Raw genomic sequence first — 22,012 nt, forward strand, 5'->3', positions numbered from 1 at the left:
TTCAAGTTGCTTCTTTGTTGGCTGCACTCGCACCCTTGCCGCCGCGATGCATCTTGAAATCCATAGGGTATAGCTATTATGCATAACCCATTATTCAATTTCCCTGAACATTCAGGGAAAATATTCTCTTTACTAACATTATCGTTTTTAATGATAATGTTAGTAATACAAAAAATGCAGCTAATACCACCAAACTATTACAACCTCGTTACTTAATGGCAAATCTTAGAATAACAAAAAATAGCACAATTTTCTGTTCTAATGGGTTATCTTTAATAAATAATATTAAATCTTACCTCTGTCAATCAAGAATATATCAACGAAAGTAGATATATATTTTAGAATAAAAAAACTCTTCAACAATCTCATATAAAATTATAACCAGACAACATCATCAAAAATATTTTTCGCTTACCCTAATTTTCTCTTTAAGGAAAAGGCTGCACATGAAAACAGCCTTCTGTTTTTACTTATCGCCTCTTTTTTGCGTATATAATAAGCAATACAGCCAAAATAACAGATAAAACCATAGAACCAACCATTGGCCAGGCATTACGTGCAGGTAACATGGCAAGTAATATACCAACCAAAGCACTAATACCAAAACGAACGGTACCTGCCAATGAAGACACCGTTCCGGCCATATGTGGATAATCATCTAAAACCACGGCCATAACATTGGATGTAATCATTGCGATACCACATACATAAGCTGCAACACCGATGACCAGAGCAGTAAAGCCAAAATCGAGGGCGGTAGACAGTAACAACCAGATCCCCATCATAAACTGCACACTCAAACCAAAATACATCATCTTCAACGCACCAAAGCGCCGGACATAGCGACTATTGATTGTCGTCATCACAAACAGAAATACGATGTTAAGCGCAAAGTAATAACCAAAGTGCTGAGGCGAAACACCATTTAACTCAATATAAACAAATGGCCCTGCACTGAGAAAAGAGAACATTCCCGCAAATGAAAAACCGCTGGCAAGCATGTAGCAAAATACACGACGCTGGCGAAATAACATAATAAACTGGCTTACGGTTGTACGAAGATGAAATTTTTGTCTTTTTTCTTTTGGTAAAGTTTCTCTTATAAAGAAAGCGACAAGGAATACAGTAATAACAGACGTCACCGCAATACTCCAGAAAATCGCATGCCATGTGAACCAAATCATTATCATGCCACCAAGAATTGGAGCAATTAATGGGGCAATGGTCATTACCAATATCACAAAAGACATGCTACGCGAGAATTCATCTTTGGTGAACAGATCTCGCATTAGCGCATTAATGACAACACCCGCTGCGGCGGCGGAGAATCCATGCAAAAAGCGCATATAAATAAAATCATCGATATTCTGAACCATTGCACACGCAGCTGAAGCCAAGGCAAATACAGTAACCCCACCTAGAATAACCGGCTTACGCCCCAAACTGTCAGCCATTGGGCCATATACCATCTGACCGATAGCAAAACCGAGAATATAACTGCTCAGCGTCATCTGAACCTGTCCGCTATCTACACCGAAATCCTCGGCAACAGTCGGCAAACTCGGCAAATACATATCAATGGCAAGGGGCATTAACATAGAAAGTAGCCCAAGGATTAGAATCAGTCCCAAATAGGATGATCGTTGTTGTTGCACGTATATTGCTCCAATAATTTAAAATAATTAACTAAAACCAAAATTAAAGAAAAGTGACACTGGCAATTTCTTGCTCGGTTAATGATCGGTACTCGCCTGGCTCCAATTCAGGAGCTAAGATGATTTCACCGATTCGCTCACGATGAAGCGCGGTTACCCGATTACCTACCGCTGCAAACATGCGTTTTACCTGATGGTAACGCCCTTCACTAATCGTCAGACGGGCTATTTGCGGCTCCAGAATTTCTAGCTGGGCGGGTTTTGTCACTGTTTTTTCACCATTAAGTTGCACACCTGCAAGAAATTTATCTGCCGTCTCTGCTGCAACTGGACATTCAAGTGTGACTAGATAGGTTTTTTTACAATGATGTTTTGGGGAAGTAATACGATGAGACCATTGACCATCATCGGTTAGCAAAACCAGACCAGTGGTATCCATATCCAACCTACCCGCCGTATGCAATTTATGCGCTGCCGGCTCATCAATAAAATAGAGCACCGTTGGATTTATCGGATCATCGGTGGAACAAACATACCCCTGTGGTTTATTTAGCATAAAATAACGAGGCCCTTGTTGCTGTTCCAATAATGAACCATCAAACATGACCTGTTGCTCTGGAGTTAATTTATAAGCTCCGGTTTTTACAATCTCATCATCAACAGTGATGCGTCCCGCACGCAACTCGCGCCCTACGTCATTCCGGCTGATACCAAGCTGTTGTGACAAAAATTTATCCAATCGCATGGATGAAGACACCTGTATTAATTAATTTAAAAGTGAACGTGATCCACTACTATTTTGGCACTACCTCGGCACTACAACACAGAGCCACCAAAAAAGAAGATATGAAATGAGTCCAAAAGATTTCAAAGCTAATCATAACTATGTTTACTATAAACAACAATTATCTATTTATTATAACCAGTCATAGTTTCACTCAATCAGATAATTATCTGACTTTGACCTCCGTCCACAGAAAATTGATAAGAAAAATGTTACTCTTTTGCGAATATTTTTCGGTTACGAAACGATTATGACTTTTACTTTACGTCCCTATCAGCAAGAAGCCGTGGATGCCACCGTTAATCATTTCCGGCACCATCATGAACCCGCAGTCATTGTATTACCAACTGGAGCAGGTAAAAGCCTAGTTATTGCTGAACTGGCAAAATTAGCTCGTGGGAAAGTATTAGTATTGGCTCATGTAAAAGAATTAGTTGCACAGAATTACAGCAAATACTGCGCATACGGTTTACCAGCAGATATTTTTTCCGCAGGATTGCAGCAAAAACAAAGTGCAGGAAAAGTCGTGTTTGGTAGCGTGCAATCTGTCGCCCGTAATCTTGAACATTTTGATAATCAATTCTCTTTGCTGATAATTGATGAATGCCACCGTATCAGTGATGATGAAAACAGCCAGTACCAGCAAATTATTCATCACCTTCGGCAAAATAACCCACAACTACGTATTCTTGGCTTAACAGCAACACCTTACAGACTGGCTATCGGCTGGATATATCACTATCACTATCACGGCATGACCCGTGGTGATGAAAGCTGTTTTTTCCGTGATTGCATCTATGAATTGCCCCTGCGTTATATGATTAAACACGGTTTCCTGATCCCGCCAAAACGGCTAGATATGCCCGTTATGCAATATGATTTCAGCCAAGTTCGCTCCAGTCAGCAAAGCATCTTCAATGACACTGATTTAAACCACGAAATCAAACGACAAAAACGCATCACACCTCACATTATCAGACAAATCATTGAATATTCCGCTGACCGCAAAGGGGTTATGCTTTTTGCTGCAACTGTCGAACATGCCAAAGAGATTTTTCAATTACTCCCTCCCGGCCAAGCCGCATTAGTCAGTGCTGATACATCAACTGCGGATCGTGATCGGTTTATCGAAGCCTTTAAAACTCAGCGATTGCGCTATATGGTTAACGTCGCCGTATTGACAACTGGATTTGATGCCCCCCATGTTGATCTGATAGCCATTCTGCGTCCTACTGAATCCGTTAGTTTATATCAGCAAATTATCGGTCGTGGTTTACGATTATTTCCCGGCAAAAAAGATTGCCTGATTCTCGATTATGCAGGAAATCCTCACGATCTCTACACACCAGAAGTTGGCAGCAATAAACCGGATAAACAGAGCCAACCGGTTCAAGTATTCTGCCCTATCTGTAACTTCGCTAATATATTTTGGGGAAAATGCACCTCCGACGGTGAAATTATTGAGCACTTTGGCCGCCGCTGTCAGGGTTGGGAAAACGATCAATATGGCAAACGCCGTCAATGTGAGTTCCGCTTTCGTTTTAAACTCTGCCCTCATTGCAATGCAGAAAATGATATTGCAGCGCGGCGTTGCCACAGTTGCCAAGAGGTGCTGGTCGATCCCGACGATATGTTGAAAGCCGCATTGAAGCTCAAAGATGCACTGGTACTGCGTTGTGGTGGCATGCAACTCATCCCTGAAACTGACAGTAAAGGCGAATGGCTGAAAATTATCTATTACGATGAAGATGGCGCTGATGTTTCGGAACGCTTTCGGCTTACAACACCGGCCCAGCGGCTAGCCTTTGAGCACCAATTTCTTCGTCAGCATCAACGTGCCTCAGCGATACCTTTTAACTGGAAAACCGCCTCAGATATCGTTCACCAGCAACCTTTATTACGCCATCCAGATTTTGTTGTCGCCCGTAAAAAAGGTCGATTCTGGCAGATTCGTGAAAAAATCTTTGATTACCAAGGACGTTTCCGACGAGCAGACGAATTGTACTAATAGATTCAGATTGGCCTATTCCATTTGCTGTAACCGCCATTTTTCGCTAGAATGCCGCCCGCTTGACACTAGCTCTATGTTAAATGTTAAGCCAAATCTCGAACCTGCTGCTGGGTCGCCTGTAGCAGGATTTATTTTCTTCTTAAAGAGAAAAAATAATGTTTACTATTAATGCAGAAGTACGTAAAGAGCAGGGCAAAGGTGCGAGCCGCCGCCTGCGTAGAGCTAACAAGTTTCCAGCTATCGTATACGGTGGCAACCAAGAGCTAGTTTCTATTGAACTGGATCACGATCAGGTTATCAACATGGAACAAAAAGCTGAATTTTATAGCGATGTTCTGACCCTGGTTATCGACGGTAAAGAGACTAAAGTTAAAGTGCAGGCTGTACAGCGCCATCCGTTTAAACCAAAACTGGCACACATTGACTTCCTGCGTGCTTAATTAGCCACAGCCGAGCTTTTCGGGACGCCGAGTAAATAACGCCGCATTTGCGGCGTTATTTATTTTTTAGCCTCAATGACCACTGCTACGGCGCTGTAACTGGTCACGTAAATTTGGGGGCGTGCCTTTAATGGTTAAAGTATCCGTTGCCGGATCCCAGAAAATTCTTTCACCAAATAACATCGCATCAAAATTGATTGTTAATCCGCCGCCACTGCCGGCAAATTTAGTCAGTTGACGCAACGTACTGCGATCCGCCGGGAAACTCTCTTCCAGTTCATATTCCTGCTCTTGAGAAAACTGCTGAAAATTCTGCTCTCCAAATGTAGGTAATGCCTGAGACAACGCCTTAATTTCAATTTCCTCTCCTGCCTGCAATTGTTCATTACAATAGTTATATACTTGCTGGCGATACGCTTGACGCTCATCCTTATTAAGCTCACCAGATTCACAATAATCATCAACGGCTTGTAGCAAGCCTTTATTCTGAACTTTAGCATTCATACCTTCACTAGCAGCGAGAAAATCCATAAAGAAATCTGAAACTTTACGCCCTACTCGCCCTTTCAGGAATGTTAAATAACGGCTTGATTCAGGATTAGTTTCCCACTCCGTCAAATCTATACGAGCAACAATATCTGCATGAGGAATATCCAGATAATGCGTAGTATTTAAATCCAGATTATCGTTAACAGACATACTGTTACAGCTATTAAGCACAGCAATCAATAAATACTCTACCGCCAGATAGCGATACTGACAAAACAGGACCGTCCCTCCCTCAGCAAACGGATATTTCGCCAGTTCATCCCTCAGACGTGCCGTTGCTGCCCGACTGAACCCAAGAAAATCTTCATCACCTTTACGCTGATGTCTGAGTGCTTCTGCCAATTCACTCTCTTCATTAAATAAGCCGTAAGCTTTACTTTTTGCGCTGTATACTCGGTGTAATTCAGCCATCATATCTTCCACCACTTGATCGGTGGCGAGCAAAGAATCACGCAACACGACATCTAATGTCTGTTCATCACGCTTGATTAATTGATGCAAGGCAATCTGGTCTATTTGCAGACTCATTCTTTCTACTCCTTTCGGCTGACTTCACGCATTTTTAAACACGCATTCAAACACCGATAACAAACGACTGCAATAAAAAAACCCCAAAAGAAAATAACGTTTCATCATCTGCCATCAACTATAATTTGCTGACAGATATCAAAAAATTGCCAAAAATAGGCTATTACTGCAACATAATCTTAACCGTGAATTAATTTGCCACAAAAGAGCAGAAAATCACGCATCTATACGGTAAGATAATGTGCTTTGTTAGTTCAGGAAGTTTAAATCTATGCCACAGTCATCTCGTTACAGTGACGAACACGTTGAACGTTTATTAACAGAACTCGTCAGTGTTCTGGAAAGAAACCGTACCCCGACAGACCTTTCTCTAATGGTACTGGGCAATATGGTGACAAATTTAATCAATACGAGTATATCGCCTGCACAGCGCAGACATATTGCTGACTCGTTTGCACACGCGCTTAAATCTTCGGTAAACGAAGATAAAGCCCATTAATTCTTTAACTAAGACTACAACGTAAACAAAATATGGTGACTAGCCGTCAGCGTTATCGTGAAAAAGTTTCCCAAATGATTAGCTGGGGGCATTGGTTTGCCCTATTTAATATTCTGCTTAGTCTTGGATTAGGTAGCCGTTACCTGTTTGTTTCTGACTGGCCGAGCTCACTGTTCGGCCGAGTCTATGCTTTGTCCAGTTGGCTTGGGCACTTTAGTTTTATTGTTTTTGCCGCTTATTTGCTGGTTCTGTTTCCACTGACATTTATTGCCATGTCGCAGCGCCTACTCAGGTTTCTTTCAGCCATTTTCGCCACAGCCGGGCTGACGCTGTTAATATTCGATATTGCCATATACAACCGTTTCCACCTTCACCTTACACCTTTAGTTTGGGATTTAGTCATCAATCCTGATCAAGGGGAACTGGCGCGAGAATGGCAACTCATGTTCATCTGTATTCCAGTCATTTTTCTGATACAGATGTTATTTGGTACCTGGAGTTGGCAGAAACTACGCAGCCTGAATCGGCAACGGTTTGGTAAGCCGCTGGCTGCTGTCCTTATTTCGGCTTTTTTAGCTTCCCATTTGATGTATATCTGGGCTGATGCTAATTTTTATCGCCCGATTACCATGCAACGTTCTAACCTGCCGCTCTCCTATCCAATGACAGCACGTAAATTTCTTGAAAAACATGGTCTGCTCGATCAACAAGAATATCAGCGCCGACTTATGCAACAAGGTGATCCTGCGGCACTAACAGTGGAATATCCACTTAATGATCTGACCTATCAGGACAAAGGAAACGGATACAACCTGTTAATACTAGTCGTTGATAAACTGGATAATAGAGATATTACCGAGAATATGCCTGCGCTCTCTCATTTCAGAGAAACCAATATTCAGTTCAATCAGCATTTCAGCACTGGCATTCAAAATGATACCGCCCTATTCGGGCTATTTTATGGTATTTCTTCTGGTTATCTGGATGGAATATTGGCTGGACGTAAATCATCAGCCTTGATTAATGCTCTGACCCATCAGGGATATCAATTTGGCCTATTCTCTTCTGTAGGGTTTGGTACTCCGCTTTATCGTCATGCATTACTTTCCGACTACTCACTGCCCACTGAAGTCAACCAAAGCAACCAACTCACGGTAGAACAATGGCAGCAATGGCTAAATTTACCCAATACTAACGCTCCGTGGTTCTCCTTCTTGAGGCTAAGTGGCTTAGATAAAGCAGATTCAGTAGGTAATGCTGCGGCTCTGGATGGTCCGATTAATACCGTACTAGAGACACTAAAAAACAAAAATGCATTGAACAATACTGTCATTGTCATTACCGCTGAACATAGTGAAACCGCCACGACACATCCCCCTAGATGGATAAACAATGGCAAATTTAATCGTGCTCAGATGCATGTTCCGCTGCTAATTCATTGGCCAGGAACACCATCACAGACAATTAGTAAACTAACAAGTCATCAGGACGTCATGACAACATTAATGCAACGTTTGTTGCACGTCAGCAATACTCCTGCTGATTATTCTCAAGGCCAAGATCTATTCGCGGCACAACGTGATAATCCGTGGGTGATTACCGGTGATGATGGTTCCCTGATCATTACAACCAGCGAAAATACCCTGTTCTTGGATAAAAATGGCAACTACCACCTATATGACCTGGAAGGCAACGAAATCAAAGATGCTAAACCCAATCTAGCACAACTGTTACAGATACTAACCGAGGTTAAACATTTTATAGCCAACTAAATGCTTAAAAATCAATCGGTCACAAAATTCAGTACTTGCTTTTAGATAAAAAATCAGTAGTATAATACGAATTATCGGCATGTAGCGCAGCTTGGTAGCGCACCGTCATGGGGTGTCGGGGGTCGGAGGTTCAAATCCTCTCATGCCGACCAAATTTCCCCAGAAAAACCAACCTGTTAGGGTTGGTTTTTTTATGGCTGGGATTTGGCTCTGGTAAAATTTTGGTAAAACTCTGGTAAAACCCCAATTTAAAACCTGGCATTTATAGCCACTTACAAACCATCTCCCCTTACTCCAAAATATAAAATTATCTAATCACTTCGGCACTTCCGGCCACTCCACACTCGGCGCTTGGTTCACATCTACACGAGTCAGCAATACTCTGTATTTTCTCCATTCGAGTAGAGCTTCTTTCTCTGAGTCTGTAGCGACTTCTAAGTCAACAGAGTCTTGTAGCAAAGAGATTGTTTCATTTGCTTGTTGTAACAGTGCTGCTTGCTGTTGCTTTGCTTCGTTGATTTGATGGGACTTGAGTAAGTCTTTATCGACTACCCAGTCTTTACCGTTCCATGTGTCGAAATCAGTTGGGGGCTTCTTGAATGTGAGCGTGTCAGGCAGCTCACCGATTTCTGTTACTTCAGTCGGTTCTCGCGTTAACGTGTCGTAAGCTATTTTGCCACGGTAGTCTGGGAGGATTTCCCAGCGGCTTTTATCAACACTTCTGCAAACGGCCACATCATTAGTTTTCGGCAGTTCCGGGGCATCAGGATAAGCACCGGCTGATAAACTAACTCCAAGCATCACATACTCGATATCTGAAGCAATGAATTCTCTCGTTATCTGATTCGAGTGAAAAACCTTTATCCAGCCTGCCTGAATTGCCAAACCATCTTTACCCAATACAGCGGTTTCATGTTCTAAAGAATACTTTTGTTCTGCCATTATACTGCTCTCACTATGTAATTGAATGCTATGTTGCGGGGACGGGTTTCGTTTGCTATTACTTGAGCTTCAGTAACGCCGCCCGTATATGTATTTTGATCAAGTGAACGTGTGCGCGTGCTACTGCCGGATGATGTATACCATCCGGCATCCCCGGTCAATACAAGGTCTTCAACTAATTGTTTTGAAGCTACTTTGTAGTGATTGTGATCTGGAATGCAGTCAGCTTGCCACGTTCCACACACCCGACCCGGATCGACACCACGGCTATCATCCCAACCACGGATAAACTCTCCCCTTAAATCGGGCACTCTACCGGCAGGATAAGCTTCCGCTAGCTTTGGATATAGAGATTTGTCGAATGTCTGACCGTTGCATGTAAGATAGCCGGGCGGCGTGTAGCGGTGGGGATATGGCATTGGAACACCGGCGGGAACGTTGTCATAACGTGCATCAAAGTTGCTGTAATCAGATGGAATAATTTTTCCAGTCGAAAAAAGCTCAACATTATTAGATGACAATCGATGTGAATAAAATAAACACCCATTTTTATCTCCGCATTCGAAAATAGTTTTTCTGTTTGAATTTCCCCACACAATTAGATTAATCTGACTATCAGCGGTTTCATTAGATGAAATACGCAAATTTTTATTTTGACTTATTCCGACGCTCAGCACGCTTTGCACATTTAGTCCCGCTTTGATTGTACCGCCGCTGATTGACGACACCGCATTATTCGCCTTATTCACCGTTTCCACTAAACCGAGGTTTTTTATAAACTCACTTTTATTAGGGATGTCGGCCCCGTTTTGGGATTTTGACAGGCGAGTGTTGGCGTTGTTGTTGGCATTTGTGGCGCTAGTGTTGGCTGCATTGATTGATTTATTCAGTTCTGAAGACACGGTATTCAACTGAGCGTTTGTAGCGTAGTCACCTTTGTCTTGCTTTGTGTTTAAAGCATCTAGGACCAATTTTGGAGCGCCTAGAAAATCAGCCATTGACTGCCAATTATTTTGTGATCTGTCAGGTTGTTGGCTTATGTTTTGTTTGAGTGCTACATAAAACTTCCCTGAATGCTGGACTGCGGCATATTGCGGATAGTCTACAGTTGAATCCCACTCTGCTAACCCGCGTTGTGATAAGTACATTAACCACTCATCAACGCGCTTACCGATTGCATTAAACCACTCAAGAGGTGGCTTGCCCGCAGTTCTATCTAGTGTTACACCCCAGCCGCGAAGCACATCGGGGAACGTTTCAATCTCGCCGGATTTGGCATCTTGAGCAAAGACTTTATAGTCTGGTTTGTTAACTATTGACATCTACAATCCTCGTGAATTTTCCATCACCGAAACCGGACGCGTGGGGATCATTAGCCCATCCAAACGGGTGGCTATCAGTGATTACTATGTATTTATATTGCACGCCAATTGGACGAGATAATATGTCCAATTTTTTTATCGCATGCAGCCTGAAAGGGGTTAAATAACTTGAAGGAATAACAATATTCATTGTCATATCGTAATTATCGATAATGAACGCTTGATCTCCCAACAAGTAAGAAATCGATAATGTTATATTTCCAATTGTCGGGCGTTGGTAGTTTTTGATAACTTTGGCTTTAATAAAAAATTGATAATCTTTGTCATCAAGATTTGTTGAATCATTCAGAGAGTCCCCGTATCTATAGAAAACACCGGTATTAAAACCAAGTGCGCTATCTATTCCCAGAAAGCCGAAGTAATCTTTTGGGACAAATGATTTCATTGTTCGACTAATGCCAACGTGTCGCCCTATCAAATCTAATCCATAGTTTTCTGATTTATTAATATCGAGTATTTCAGTCAGCTTAACTGCTGATTTGAAAACTATCGCGCTCTCAGAAAGCAAAAGCCCGACTGTTTGCCGGGCCTTGGGTTTTCCTCTGTACTGCCATATCAAAAAATCCTCTGGTTTTTTATTCAATCAACACCTCCACATTCACATTTTCGTGTTTTATGACTGCGCATTGCCGAGGGCCAATATTTGCTTTGTCAGAGCCATTGACTGTAATTGATTTGATATAGAAACCCGCTATTGAATTAACTTGGCATGTCAGACGCATGGCATAAACTGATTCGCCGATGTTAAATTTAGTGGCTGCCAATGCTGACTTAATGCCATCTATATCAATATCATGAAATTCGCTAGTTCTGACTAACGCAACATCAATATTGATATCAATCATTTCAGCTCTATCAAAATTAATTTTTCTGTTCGCTCCAGCGAAGTTAATTTCACATGTTTGTTTACCAAAGAATGCACACCCGCCAATTTTTTTCTTAATTAACATCAGCGCAATATCTTTATTATTGCCGCCGATAATAACAGCATTCATTGAGTGCGCAGGAACGCCAGTAACAGGATCTGTTTGTCCTGTGTAGTTTTCGTAAACTTCTGCTTGTCGAACATCAGGTAAAGATAATAAGGCCGCTTTAATACCTGCTCTATCATCATAGTTATTTACTGAATGTGATTGCATAAAACGAAGTAACAAATTACCGTCCGTTTCTTCATTAGTGCCCTGCTTTGCTGGTTTTGTCGTAACAACTTTTTCTATACCGACTATGACAGTTTCCATTTGCAATTGTTTGTCGGGTTGAAGTGTAAAGGATCCAAGTTCTTTACTACGTAGATTCACTCTTACAGAACCCTGCTCGTTAAGTGTGACATCGTCAAGCATTACCCACTTAACACGGTTATCATCAGTCAAAACTGTGTCTTTCGGTACGTTTACCCCAGCATTACCAGTTATCACTACATCATCAAGATAGCTGTATTCTGCACCACGGCGTATTATTCCCGCATACATTGCCCGTTGTTCTAACCACGCGCCAGTGGATTGATAGGGATCTAGCATCTGCCCGACAAAAGCAATCACTTGGTTAATGTTGGCTAGTTCTTGCGAAAACAACCCTATCATCTGACCGTCCGGTGTATCAGCCTCTAAGTTAATATCTTCGCCGTAGATACGCTTAAATCCATCTGCAAGGCGCTGGTGAATATCTGCAAGTTGGTCAATAACTATTCCTGTCTTAGTAATTTTGAGCATCTGCATTGACCTCATTTCTATTGCCGTAAATATCAATATAAGTGACAGTTACCAGTGATTTTCGGCTATCTCTATCAATTTGAATGTCAAAATCGGTAATTTCTATCACCCCATCGGTCTTCAGAACTGTAGTTTTCAATTCTGATTCCATTTGCATCAAATTTGGATTTTTCCGCAAATAGTCAAACCATCTCACTCCATGATCGGGATTAAGAAACCAGTCGTTACGAAGAGACATGAGCCGGGTTTGCACACACTGAGCAATGGCATCTGATTTTGTAGCGTAATCACTGCGGTTATCTCCGAACGTCCAGTCATGATTATTGTCTAAGCGTCTCACCCTCATTGTGGTTTCCCCGTATTGCTTCCACCTGATTGCACACCGCCGTGTACGTGGGTTTGCAGGTCAATGCCCCCGCCGACAACTTTTGCAGCGCTGACAGTCCCATTAGATTCGCTGTTACCACTGATCTGGTTCCAATTGCCGGACTGCTCGTGATTTCCTGTTTGTTTGCTATTACCCAGGTGTTCAATATCTCCCTTGATAGTGATCTTTCCATTAGTCATGCGAATAAATGTTGAACCGTCGTCAGTCTGCATAGACGCGCCACCAGGAAAGAAATCAGGTATTTTCTTCGGCTGGCTGCAAACTCCGGGGATAAAAAATGCATCGGAATAGTCATGAAGCCGTGCATCAAGGGGAGCGGATTTATTGCCCGTTGCATACCAGCCATCAATACACCGCTCTGAGAAGATAGCTAGCCCTTCATCACCCGCTTTCACCGGAACTGTAAAACAAAATCCACCAGCGCGCATAAATTGAACGGGAACATCTGCTAAAGGCGGTAGTTCAATAACTTCACCGTTACTTAGTGTCTGAGTGATCATGAGTTCGATTGTTGCTGTGTGGCCGTTGAATGAAACAACGCGGGCGGGTAATGCTGTGTGAATATCCAAACGCTCGTTTTCTGCTTTTTTATCGAGTACATCAAGTAGAGTTGGATTTTTGTTCATTATTCACCTTCTGATATTTTCCACCGGTGCACGTTATCAGCGTATGCCAATCGTCAGACATAAAATCGCCCGCATGCTCTAATTCAGTGATTTTATAGTCACCGTTATACTCAGGAATAATTGACTTAATCCGAACCAGGCTGCCGATACGCAATGCAGGATTGCAAAGGCAAGTGATTTGTAGGCCATCATCCGTTTTCTCAGGACTGCCGATCATCCCAGTTTCCTGAGATAAAACGAAGCCCTCGTTGTCAGTCAATACTTTGTTCTTTGGTAACACAATCATGTTGCCGTCTTGCACGGACCAATTGGCACCGTTGTTACGGGCTATCTTGTGCATGATGTCGCGTGCATTGCCAGTTAGTACCTTGCCGCGCGGTAACTGCCGATCTTTTGGTAAATCAACCACACCTTTATCAACTTTCATTGACTTTGTGGCAACTGACAGAATATCAGCATCAGTTGCCCCAGCTTTTAGCGTTTTGTTCACAAGTGCGCCTGTGTAAGCCTCGTAGCCATCCCCGCATGTCAGCTCAATAATGAAATCCAGATCATCATGAACCGTAATTGCTTCGATAATATCACCGGTATAAATCACTCTAAGCTCATCATAACCAACAGCTAGTGATGCCTTATTATAGGTTTTACTGGTAATCAGATTTCGATGTGATTGATTGAGGTTATAGACCCGAATTGTGGCCGGGTTGGGTTCGCTTGTGATTGTCTTGGATACTTCGAAAGTAACTCTGAGATTAGTGATTTCTATTGATTCTTTTGTGTTGCCGATAGTTAATTTAATTTGTCGTCCGAATTGCCTCATGCCATACCTCTTTATCGACAAAATAAATTTTCAGTCTGTTACCCAACTCAGAACGTCTAATAGAATTCAGGCCAAAACCGGAACTATCACTCATCACGATCACAAACGGTAAGTTCTTCGTTATCAATGCCGGGCTATTGACTGTAAGTCCATACATCTGAGCAATGTACTGATCTGTGTTTGTATTGAGCAAATCAAACTGCCAGTCGTTAGATATACGATTGAAATGCAAAGTAAATCTAAGATTCATATTAAATAGACTGAATGATTGCTCTTGTATTTCTTCGGTTGATACTGGGATTTCGTACATCATGAAAATATCCCCTTAAGAGCAGATTTTGATGTTTCTTTCGGCTGAGTCTTGCCCATCTGCTTTTTTTTAGGCGACTTTTTCACATTCAGCCCTTTTGCTTTCTGAGTTTCAACAATGAATATCTCACGCAACGTAAGAGAAAATTCTGCTGAACCATCACTCGTTTGTGTAACCCCAATGCTGACAATCATCATGTTCTCATAGAGCTTGATACCCGTCTGAACTGTGATTGTTTCACCTTTTTTCTGTAAGTTGAGCAAGTCGTTATATGCTTTACCAACACGATCAAGCGTCTGTGATGAATCATCAGCTAATCCCTGATAATCTGGTAGGAACGGAGCCATAGAGCGGCTTGTTGATTCAACAACAGCATCTACAGTAGAGATATAGCGACTTACCAGGGCTTCACTCTGTTTTGTCATAGCTCTAATTTCCATCGGCAATGGAAAGCTATCTATTGCTGATGAGTCAAAGCCCATGAGGTCACTGACTAGCCGCGGCGGTTCATAGCCAACCATGACGCCCGTTACTGTAATCTCTTTCGGTTCAAGAACCGCGTGATCTGCTATGGACGCCCCGGACTCGATAGGGTTTTCCGTCAATCTGAGTGTAGATGAGTGGCTTTCAACAGTAACAGCATCTAACTGAAACTCGCCAATTGAACGAGTGACAATAGAAGCGCTTTGAGTTGTTAAGAAGTCGCTGATTATGTCCATACTTTTCTCTACAACGAAAAAAAACCGCAATTAAGCGGCTTAAAAATGAATAAAATGATGAGATAGCAATTAAGAGTTGGTGATAGGGCGCTTGAGAGCCATGCTCAACAACAAGAGATGGCGGGGATTGCTCCCCGCCGTTGCTCTTACCTGGGTTCGTAATCCATGAAAACAGCAACCTCCGTTTGGCCGCTTCGGATGCGAACCTCACAGAGGTCTTTCCTCGTGACCAGCACAGCCGCTAAAGCGGCAATACAAATAACGATGGCGATAAATATCGCTTTTTGCTGTTTCATGGTTAGCGTCTCCTTGCCTTTCGGCGTGTAAGAGGCTAATCTTATGTTGCAAAGCATAAGAACTGGCCTCACTTCGATTTATAGTCGTGTGGGGCTTTCTTCTATCCGCTCCAGCACGCCAGAGACAGATAGTCTCAAGCGCCCGCCAAAAATATACCAAAGCAAAATATATATATCCATAATATTACATCACGCTACTGAATTTATTTACAGTGAGCCGTCCGTGGCCTTAAATCCTTAAGCTACTTCAACACCGTGGATCAAATGCCGAAGAGCTTTTATGCCGTTCTCATTGTAGCGGAAGGCTTCAACCTGCTTATCAGAGTAAGCGGACTTATCAAGGAAGAACTTCCCATGCTGCTCAGTTTTCAGATTGTGATCATTAGCAATCCGCCCGATTTTGTTAGCTGACAAATCCAGCATCTTCCCTACCTCACCGGCTGTGTAATATTTCTCTTCCAGCGCGGGAAGGGGAACAGCTTCAAAACCAACTATCGGGTTAACAATGTTAGCTGCTGCACACTGTTTTGCCTCATTACTCAAATTGGGCATAAGCTCAAACAGGTTAGTGATCGCATCAACCGACATCTTCAACGTTCTGGCTTTTCTATACTCAGGCAAACCAGACTGGCTTTGCTTGATTGAGTAACTGCCTGTCTCCATGATAGATGGAAGAACGGCTTCACACACCCAATCCTGAAAACGCTCAGCAGAAGGTAAATTACTACGCATTACCAATCTGAACATGTCTGACTGCCCAGCAAGAATGACACCACGGGGGTTGTCACCTAAACCCAATTCTAACGAATCGTTATAATTAAGTTTAATCAAAGACTTACAGTGGTCTTTCAGTGCCTTAGATGGGTTCGTGTATCCCAAGCCCTCGGCTAACTCCACAGCGAAAAACACAGGCTTACCCTTATATTTCAACCCTGAAACGGTTACTAATTGGTCATTGCTTGACTTAAACTCAAAATGTTTGATAATTGACTTCATATATCTCTCCGGTGGTATATCAACTTGGATACCAGCAGCGGCAAACTGCTGGTTTTCCGTTTTAGTACTCTGGAAAATTGATTCGCCATTCGTTACAATGGCTGAGTCGTTTATCACGCTAGGTAAATGACACTCAGAGGCCCTAGTTGTTCGCGCAACTGGGGCTTCGCTTTTATTGTGCTGCATTTTTTGCCCTTTCATCCATATACCAAGCCAAAGCCTGATTCAGAACTGCATTCTTAGAAATTCCCTCTTTATCTGCCAATTTGCAAATTTGCTCCTTCATGAACTCCGTTGTTCTCAGTTGCATTTGTGCGCTCTTTTTTCTGTTATCTAGGCTTATCATATTATCTTGTCCCCTTATTAATAATGTCACAATGACATGATAGCATTATGACACGCATTTACATGATGTCAATATGCTAGTATCCTTTTTCTGTTTCAACTAAACGATTAATGCAGATGACTAATAAACCCGTATCAGCGCAAGATAAATTCATGCTTCGACTACCTGATGGCATGCGGGATGCCGTTGCCGAAAGAGCCAAAGAAAATGGTCGTTCAATGAATTCTGAGATAGTCCAAATGATACAGGACTGTTTAGATAGAAAGGCTCCAGAGACTCAACCAACGGTTTCCCTCAGTCATGAATTGATGGATAAAATCATTGCCCTGGCTGAATCTATCGAAGAGATGAAAGATAAGAAAAATCAGTTAGATAATAAAAAATAAGCCCCTCGCGGGGCTGTTTACTTCTTCTCGTCCATTTCGATGATCTGCTTGGCAGTCTTGCCGCCTATCATCTTGTTGATTGCCTTTATCTTATCTTCCTCGTTATTTGTTACTATGCTAGCAGCCAAACCGACATTGAGGACAGCCTGTTTGAATTTTGCTGCATCATCCTTATCGAGAGAGCGATAAATTTCTTGCGTAGAAGACTTTAAAGCCTTAGAGCTTGAAGCATCAATTGTCAGATCTTTTTCTCCACATCCAACTAAAAAGATAGCCAACACAACCGGTAACATTAAACTTTTCATAAACCTTCTCTTACAACAGTTAAGATCGTTGCTAATTAAATCACTTAAGAGCTGCAAGAGAAAGCAAACTAACCACCAGCGCCGTTATAAAACTGTCCTTTTGTATTGTAACCAGCAATTTTCAATGCTTTATTAAGCTCATTTACAGAATATTGAGCAGCCTTTTCAGGTGACGGAGATGTTATAGATACATTCATATTTACATCACCATGATTTGTCGTTGTTTGTGATGAACTGTTGGTGGTATTGGTAGTATTAGCGATAGCTCCACCAATAAAATCACCTGAACCAGCTATAACAGAAGATTGAATATTCTTAAGGTCATCATCACTAAAACCAAATGTCGCCTCTTCTGCTTTTGTGTTTCCAGTGAAGAAATCTTTTATAGCCCCTATAACCTTCCCAACGGTCTTATCGTAATATTCCACAACCCAGTCAAAAGCCTTTTTAAACGGGGCTTTGATGGCCTCTATAACTCCATCAAAAGTTTTACCGATATTTGATACATACTTATCGGCCTCACTTTCATTCACCCCGAATAAGCCGAGCACGAACTTAAATGCCGTCTTAAATGGTTCTGTAATGTAGCCCCAGACAGCAGAGAAAATTTCTTCGATTTTTTCGGTGAAAGTCAGGTTGTCATTAGTGGCGATATCGATCAGTGACTTGACAAGCTTAAACGCGTTCTCAAATGGACTTTTGATGAAAGCAAACACAGCATCAAACGCTTTACCGATATTATCGATATATCTATCAGCATCTTTTTCACTCACGCCAAACAGTCCCTGCACCCATTTAAATGCCCTCTTAAACGGCGCGGTGATGTAGCCCCAGACTTTCCTGAATATAGAACCTAGACTACTTACAAAACCTTTAGCCTTGCCTTTTATCCAATCAAAAGCTTTGCCTGCCAGTTTCTTCATCAAATCCCATGCGTTGGCGGCCAGTTTTCCCGCAATCCCCCACATCACACCGAAGAAAGCAAAAAAGGCTTTGAGATAGGCAATCAGCCCATTCCATATTTTCATCAGTGCGGCGGTCATCCCGGCCCATGCCTCACTAACAAGATCCATATCGCCGGTAAATAGACCTACAAATAGTTTGAGGACGTTCCAGATATATTGGAAAACTCCGCTGAAGATAGACAAAATTGCTTTAAATGACTTGCTCCAGATTGAGACTAAATTATCAATGATATCCTTGTACTTAGCGTAAAAGTCTTTCCCCCACTTGATGACATCTTTAACCCATTTAACAGCAGGTCCCCAGAACGCGCCAAATAATGACTCGCCGCCATCTAAATAGACCATCAGATCATCAAGCAAGAGAAGCAGGCCAGCTATCGCAGCAATCACCCAAGTCACCGGATTGGCAATGAACGCCATTAGCATGGAACGCTTAAGAATTGCCAGAGCACCAACGATAAGCATAATCGCGGCTTTCCAGCCAATAGTCGATGTGACAATTTTGTTTATCGCACGGACTGAGTTGACAATAACCTGAACAACTTTGCCACCCACTTTGATAATCTTTGTCAGCCCGTCAGTGATGAGCTCTTTGTTTGAAGCGATCCAGGCATTGAAACCATTAACGGCCTTGGTCATAGATGGAACGAGATTGAGCGCTATCTTTGTCTTAACCGAGTCGATAGAGAGCCCCATCTTTTTCATTGACGCTTCGTACTCATCAGCCTGCTTTAGCTCTCTGTCGGATATCTTATAAAGCAGCCCTTTTTCTTTCGCTAAATCCTTGGCACCGGAGATAGAACTATTAATAAAGCCAAGCACTTTTGTGGTCGCAACACTGACAGCCGCGACAACCCCGACAGCCAGCAATTTTAATTTACTGATTGACGCCCCGGCCTCTTCGGCTTTTTGAGCGGCCTGCTCAGTGCTTTTAACTGACTCTTCGCCAACACCCCCCAGGATTTTATTAACCCCATTGGCCTCATTCGCGATCTGCACTGCCGCAGCACCGAGAGCGACAATGACATCTTTGATTTTCGCCGCTTGTGACGTGTCTACGCCGACGCTAACGAGTAGTTCGTCGATTTCCATCGTTTGCCCTCTTCTCAGACAATAGCGTTTCGGCTATGGCTTCATGCATATCCATGACATCAGAGAGTGAATAAATGGTGCGGAGTTCATGCAAAGTACACATGTTTCTCATGATCGGCGTCCACACCATCCAGTCAACATCACTACTTACTGTAGATTCAGAGCCGCCAAGTTCGGCATATTTACCGCAGAGGCGACCCCACCGGGCAAAAAATCCGCAAAGTGAAATTTCAATCCGTCAATGATTAGTTGGAAATAATGAGATCGGTAAGTATTGAAATGCTGATTAAACGTGTCTGGCTTCTGTAGTAAAACAGTATTGCCGTCCGCACCAATCACCGTGACATATTTCAAAATAAATTGTTCAATGCCCTGCATTTCCTGTGAACCAACATTTGAAACGATGGCGCCGACATCGATATCAACCTTATCACCCGCCAATTTAATGCAACCCTTTAACAGGCCAACCAGTTTTAAGGCGTGATTTTTGGCTTCGATGAAATTAGATAAACGGTGTTCGTAATTTATATTGTCAATAATCATCAGTTATAAACTCCCTTTTTGAGTTTCATTGTTGACCGGGTTGATTTCAGTGTCCACGTCATTGTGTTATGGGCGGTACCGCGGGTAACCGTGGGGGGCGTGGTGAAGAAACAACGATCGGCAATAATTTCATCACCGTTAATGACGTCTTTATAATAAATATAGGCCGGGGTATACGCTTTCGGGATATTGATCTGAGTATTGCGTAAGTCATTCAAATACTCATTAGATTCGCAATGTTGCAAAAGCTTTATTGTAATAATTAACCCTTTATTACACGAAGCCACATAAACACCATCCCCATCCACTCCGTAAGTCATATCCCCGTCATCACCAACAGGGGCAAAATTAAGCGCATCGGCCGCATTTTCGTATCCCGATATCTCATAGCCTGATATCGTCAGAATCGAGTTTGCATGATTGTACATACTTATACCTTAACGATTGAATTGGATTGATATATCAACGGAATGAATAGCACCCGCCAATTTGATTGCGCACATAATCGGCATGGCTTTACGCGCTTCTCTGTCAGCAATGGATTGCAAATCGTAGCTGTCAGAGTAGAAATAAAAACCCGCATCTAAGCGATTGCCATATGTCAATTCACCCACATCATTACCCCACCAGACACCACCAGCCAGGAAACCATTCCTCACAAACTCATTACCAATAACAGTCAAGGCACCGATCAGCATTGACTGACCTTTGTCTGTTTGGGGGATTTTTGTTGGATTGGCTTGTAATGTGGTGAATGCCTGTTTCTGACACGCATCAATGAATGCATCCAGGCCAACAATCTCATCAATGAATTGGCCGCCGATCATCGTGCCCTCTGCCAGCATCGATACACCGTCATAGTCGGTATAGAAGTTGATACCCAGCCGCTTGCATTTTTCTGCCTCTGATTGCGTAATCCGGTTATCAGAACGAACGGTTGTTTGCTGCTTAAACTTGACGGTCTTAGCTGAATTTTGCGCGTTCCAGTTTGTAGACAATGCAATAGCCAGTAACGCTACTGCGGCATGATCATCGCCAGTCTTGTTGTACTGAGACATTAAGCGGCCACTGTTTTTGTCATACAGCTTTTTGATGATATTGTCGTTGTTCCACTCGATTTGTTCATCACGCAGAGCGGTGTAAGCAGAGACTTTCATGTCAGCGGATGCAACCCAGGTGTGAATATCATCTAACTGTTCATCAGCAATAGCATCAGCGAAATAGACGCCGTACCAGTTTTGATAAACGTTCTGCAATTTATGCAGAGCTTCAGAGGGCAATTCTTTTTCGACTGTGATAGCGGCTTTGCCGACAACAATCGTTGCTTGCCCGTCTTCCAGTTTCAGCATTTTGCCAACGTAAGTACCTGCGCCCGGTTCCGTGACATAACCTAATTTTGTAGCAGGATAAGCACCGGCAGTTTGCGCCTGGACAATTACCCGGTGGCCGACAGTATCCCAAATAGCTTGAAGATTGCTGTCTTTGGGTAATGCCGCTTGCAGAACACTCGCCACATCAGAAAAATCAATTGCTTTACTGAAATTCAGGCCAGACAGCAAAACGTTTTTACCACCGACATTCAGCATCATTGAGCCATCAGTAATGGCTTTGAATGCGTTAATGCCTGCTGAGATCGTAGACCCTTTCAGAGCATTGGCCGTGGCCGGAATTTCTTGTTTCTCTTTCGCCCACCGAGCGATAAGAGCGCGTTTAGGCGTTGGACGCACAGAGAAAAGCGCTTGTGCTGTTTTGTAGGCTTCCGATTTGGTACCGAATAGATTTGCCACGTCTTGTGCGCTTGACACAATAATATAGCGCGTATCCGCATCAGCGAACGACGTGCCAATCTCTGGCGTAAAAATAGCTATCATACTCAAATCACGGCGTTGTGCCGCCATAGCCTGCGGCATGATCTGAGCATTGACCACCTCTTTAATAGATAAGCTCAT

The 22,012-nt window shown here is 42.7% G+C and carries 25 protein-coding genes and 1 tRNA gene; 6 read left to right on the top strand and 20 right to left on the bottom strand.

The window, feature by feature from the left end:
• Positions 1–470 precede the first annotated feature (470 nt).
• A complete protein-coding gene (locus tag PluTT01m_RS14755) occupies positions 471–1,655 on the bottom strand; it encodes a Bcr/CflA family multidrug efflux MFS transporter (RefSeq protein WP_011147086.1) in 1,185 nt (394 codons plus the stop codon).
• A gap of 43 nt (positions 1,656–1,698) precedes the next feature.
• On the bottom strand, positions 1,699–2,400 hold the full coding sequence (rsuA, locus tag PluTT01m_RS14760; RefSeq protein ID WP_011147087.1) for a 16S rRNA pseudouridine(516) synthase RsuA: 702 nt from the start codon (positions 2,398–2,400) through the stop codon (positions 1,699–1,701).
• Between the two features lie 289 nt (positions 2,401–2,689).
• Between rsuA and radD the strand changes: the two genes are divergently transcribed.
• A complete protein-coding gene (gene radD, locus PluTT01m_RS14765; RefSeq protein WP_011147088.1) occupies positions 2,690–4,447 on the top strand; it encodes a DNA repair helicase RadD in 1,758 nt (585 codons plus the stop codon).
• Positions 4,448–4,605: 158 nt separating this feature from the next.
• Positions 4,606–4,890, top strand: a complete 285-nt coding sequence (gene rplY / locus PluTT01m_RS14770) for a 50S ribosomal protein L25 (RefSeq protein ID WP_011147089.1) — start codon at positions 4,606–4,608, stop codon at positions 4,888–4,890.
• 72 nt (positions 4,891–4,962) lie between these two features.
• On the opposite strand, the gene yejK is transcribed toward rplY, so the two are convergent.
• The gene (gene yejK / locus PluTT01m_RS14775) at positions 4,963–5,967 is read right to left on the bottom strand and encodes a nucleoid-associated protein YejK (RefSeq protein ID WP_011147090.1); all 1,005 of its coding nucleotides are present in this window, start codon (positions 5,965–5,967) and stop codon (positions 4,963–4,965) included.
• Positions 5,968–6,238: 271 nt separating this feature from the next.
• On the opposite strand from yejK, the gene PluTT01m_RS14780 reads away from it, so the two are divergent.
• From PluTT01m_RS14780 to PluTT01m_RS14790, 3 genes are all read left to right on the top strand, one after another.
• Positions 6,239–6,466 (top strand): YejL family protein, encoded by a 228-nt coding sequence (locus tag PluTT01m_RS14780; RefSeq protein WP_011147091.1) that lies wholly within the window; start codon positions 6,239–6,241, stop codon positions 6,464–6,466.
• Positions 6,467–6,498: 32 nt separating this feature from the next.
• Complete coding sequence (yejM, locus tag PluTT01m_RS14785) at positions 6,499–8,238, top strand: LPS biosynthesis-modulating metalloenzyme YejM (RefSeq protein ID WP_011147092.1); 1,740 nt, start codon at positions 6,499–6,501, stop codon at positions 8,236–8,238.
• Positions 8,239–8,313: 75 nt separating this feature from the next.
• A tRNA-Pro gene (locus PluTT01m_RS14790) sits at positions 8,314–8,390 on the top strand.
• A gap of 163 nt (positions 8,391–8,553) precedes the next feature.
• Here the strand turns inward: PluTT01m_RS14790 and PluTT01m_RS14795 are convergent.
• The 12 genes from PluTT01m_RS14795 to PluTT01m_RS26920 form a co-directional block, all read right to left on the bottom strand.
• Positions 8,554–9,180: a tail fiber assembly protein gene (locus PluTT01m_RS14795; protein WP_011147093.1), complete on the bottom strand. Its 627-nt coding sequence runs from the start codon at positions 9,178–9,180 to the stop codon at positions 8,554–8,556.
• Positions 9,180–10,502 carry a phage tail protein gene (locus tag PluTT01m_RS14800; RefSeq protein WP_011147094.1) on the bottom strand — a complete coding sequence of 441 codons (1,323 nt, stop codon included), beginning with the start codon at positions 10,500–10,502 and terminating at the stop codon, positions 9,180–9,182. The genes PluTT01m_RS14795 and PluTT01m_RS14800 overlap by 1 nt, the downstream gene beginning before the upstream one ends.
• Positions 10,489–11,145 carry a DUF2612 domain-containing protein gene (locus PluTT01m_RS14805; protein WP_011147095.1) on the bottom strand — a complete coding sequence of 219 codons (657 nt, stop codon included), beginning with the start codon at positions 11,143–11,145 and terminating at the stop codon, positions 10,489–10,491. Before PluTT01m_RS14805 ends, PluTT01m_RS14800 begins: the two co-directional genes overlap by 14 nt.
• Positions 11,138–12,271, bottom strand: coding sequence for a baseplate J/gp47 family protein (locus tag PluTT01m_RS14810; RefSeq protein ID WP_011147096.1), 1,134 nt, complete (start codon positions 12,269–12,271; stop codon positions 11,138–11,140). Before PluTT01m_RS14810 ends, PluTT01m_RS14805 begins: the two co-directional genes overlap by 8 nt.
• A complete protein-coding gene (locus tag PluTT01m_RS14815; RefSeq protein ID WP_011147097.1) occupies positions 12,255–12,617 on the bottom strand; it encodes a contractile injection system sheath initiator in 363 nt (120 codons plus the stop codon). The genes PluTT01m_RS14810 and PluTT01m_RS14815 overlap by 17 nt, the downstream gene beginning before the upstream one ends.
• Positions 12,614–13,285 carry a Gp138 family membrane-puncturing spike protein gene (locus tag PluTT01m_RS14820; protein ID WP_011147098.1) on the bottom strand — a complete coding sequence of 224 codons (672 nt, stop codon included), beginning with the start codon at positions 13,283–13,285 and terminating at the stop codon, positions 12,614–12,616. The genes PluTT01m_RS14815 and PluTT01m_RS14820 overlap by 4 nt, the downstream gene beginning before the upstream one ends.
• Positions 13,260–14,105 carry a phage protein gene (locus PluTT01m_RS14825; RefSeq protein ID WP_011147099.1) on the bottom strand — a complete coding sequence of 282 codons (846 nt, stop codon included), beginning with the start codon at positions 14,103–14,105 and terminating at the stop codon, positions 13,260–13,262. Before PluTT01m_RS14825 ends, PluTT01m_RS14820 begins: the two co-directional genes overlap by 26 nt.
• Positions 14,080–14,418, bottom strand: coding sequence for a phage baseplate plug family protein (locus PluTT01m_RS14830; RefSeq protein ID WP_011147100.1), 339 nt, complete (start codon positions 14,416–14,418; stop codon positions 14,080–14,082). Before PluTT01m_RS14830 ends, PluTT01m_RS14825 begins: the two co-directional genes overlap by 26 nt.
• Complete coding sequence (locus PluTT01m_RS14835; RefSeq protein WP_011147101.1) at positions 14,415–15,134, bottom strand: phage baseplate protein; 720 nt, start codon at positions 15,132–15,134, stop codon at positions 14,415–14,417. Before PluTT01m_RS14835 ends, PluTT01m_RS14830 begins: the two co-directional genes overlap by 4 nt.
• Positions 15,135–15,280: 146 nt before the next feature.
• A complete protein-coding gene (locus PluTT01m_RS14840; protein WP_021327110.1) occupies positions 15,281–15,430 on the bottom strand; it encodes a type I toxin-antitoxin system Hok/Gef family toxin in 150 nt (49 codons plus the stop codon).
• A 237-nt stretch (positions 15,431–15,667) separates the two neighbouring features.
• Complete coding sequence (locus tag PluTT01m_RS14845) at positions 15,668–16,426, bottom strand: BRO-N domain-containing protein (protein WP_041380929.1); 759 nt, start codon at positions 16,424–16,426, stop codon at positions 15,668–15,670.
• A gap of 172 nt (positions 16,427–16,598) precedes the next feature.
• Positions 16,599–16,772: a hypothetical protein gene (locus PluTT01m_RS26920; RefSeq protein WP_011147104.1), complete on the bottom strand. Its 174-nt coding sequence runs from the start codon at positions 16,770–16,772 to the stop codon at positions 16,599–16,601.
• A gap of 116 nt (positions 16,773–16,888) precedes the next feature.
• Between PluTT01m_RS26920 and PluTT01m_RS14850 the strand changes: the two genes are divergently transcribed.
• A complete protein-coding gene (locus PluTT01m_RS14850; RefSeq protein WP_041380931.1) occupies positions 16,889–17,158 on the top strand; it encodes an Arc family DNA-binding protein in 270 nt (89 codons plus the stop codon).
• A 17-nt stretch (positions 17,159–17,175) separates the two neighbouring features.
• On the opposite strand, the gene PluTT01m_RS14855 is transcribed toward PluTT01m_RS14850, so the two are convergent.
• From PluTT01m_RS14855 to PluTT01m_RS14875, 5 genes are all read right to left on the bottom strand, one after another.
• Positions 17,176–17,463 (bottom strand): DUF6694 family lipoprotein, encoded by a 288-nt coding sequence (locus tag PluTT01m_RS14855; protein WP_011147106.1) that lies wholly within the window; start codon positions 17,461–17,463, stop codon positions 17,176–17,178.
• Between the two features lie 68 nt (positions 17,464–17,531).
• Positions 17,532–19,520 (bottom strand): phage tail tape measure protein, encoded by a 1,989-nt coding sequence (locus PluTT01m_RS14860; protein ID WP_011147107.1) that lies wholly within the window; start codon positions 19,518–19,520, stop codon positions 17,532–17,534.
• A 147-nt stretch (positions 19,521–19,667) separates the two neighbouring features.
• On the bottom strand, positions 19,668–20,063 hold the full coding sequence (locus PluTT01m_RS14865) for a phage tail assembly chaperone (protein ID WP_011147109.1): 396 nt from the start codon (positions 20,061–20,063) through the stop codon (positions 19,668–19,670).
• A complete protein-coding gene (locus PluTT01m_RS14870; protein ID WP_011147110.1) occupies positions 20,063–20,491 on the bottom strand; it encodes a tail tube family protein in 429 nt (142 codons plus the stop codon). Before PluTT01m_RS14870 ends, PluTT01m_RS14865 begins: the two co-directional genes overlap by 1 nt.
• A gap of 9 nt (positions 20,492–20,500) precedes the next feature.
• The gene (locus PluTT01m_RS14875) at positions 20,501–22,012 is read right to left on the bottom strand and encodes a DUF3383 domain-containing protein (protein WP_011147111.1); all 1,512 of its coding nucleotides are present in this window, start codon (positions 22,010–22,012) and stop codon (positions 20,501–20,503) included.

The sequence above is a fragment of the Photorhabdus laumondii subsp. laumondii genome, from assembly GCF_003343245.1.
GTDB lineage: Bacteria > Pseudomonadota > Gammaproteobacteria > Enterobacterales > Enterobacteriaceae > Photorhabdus > Photorhabdus laumondii.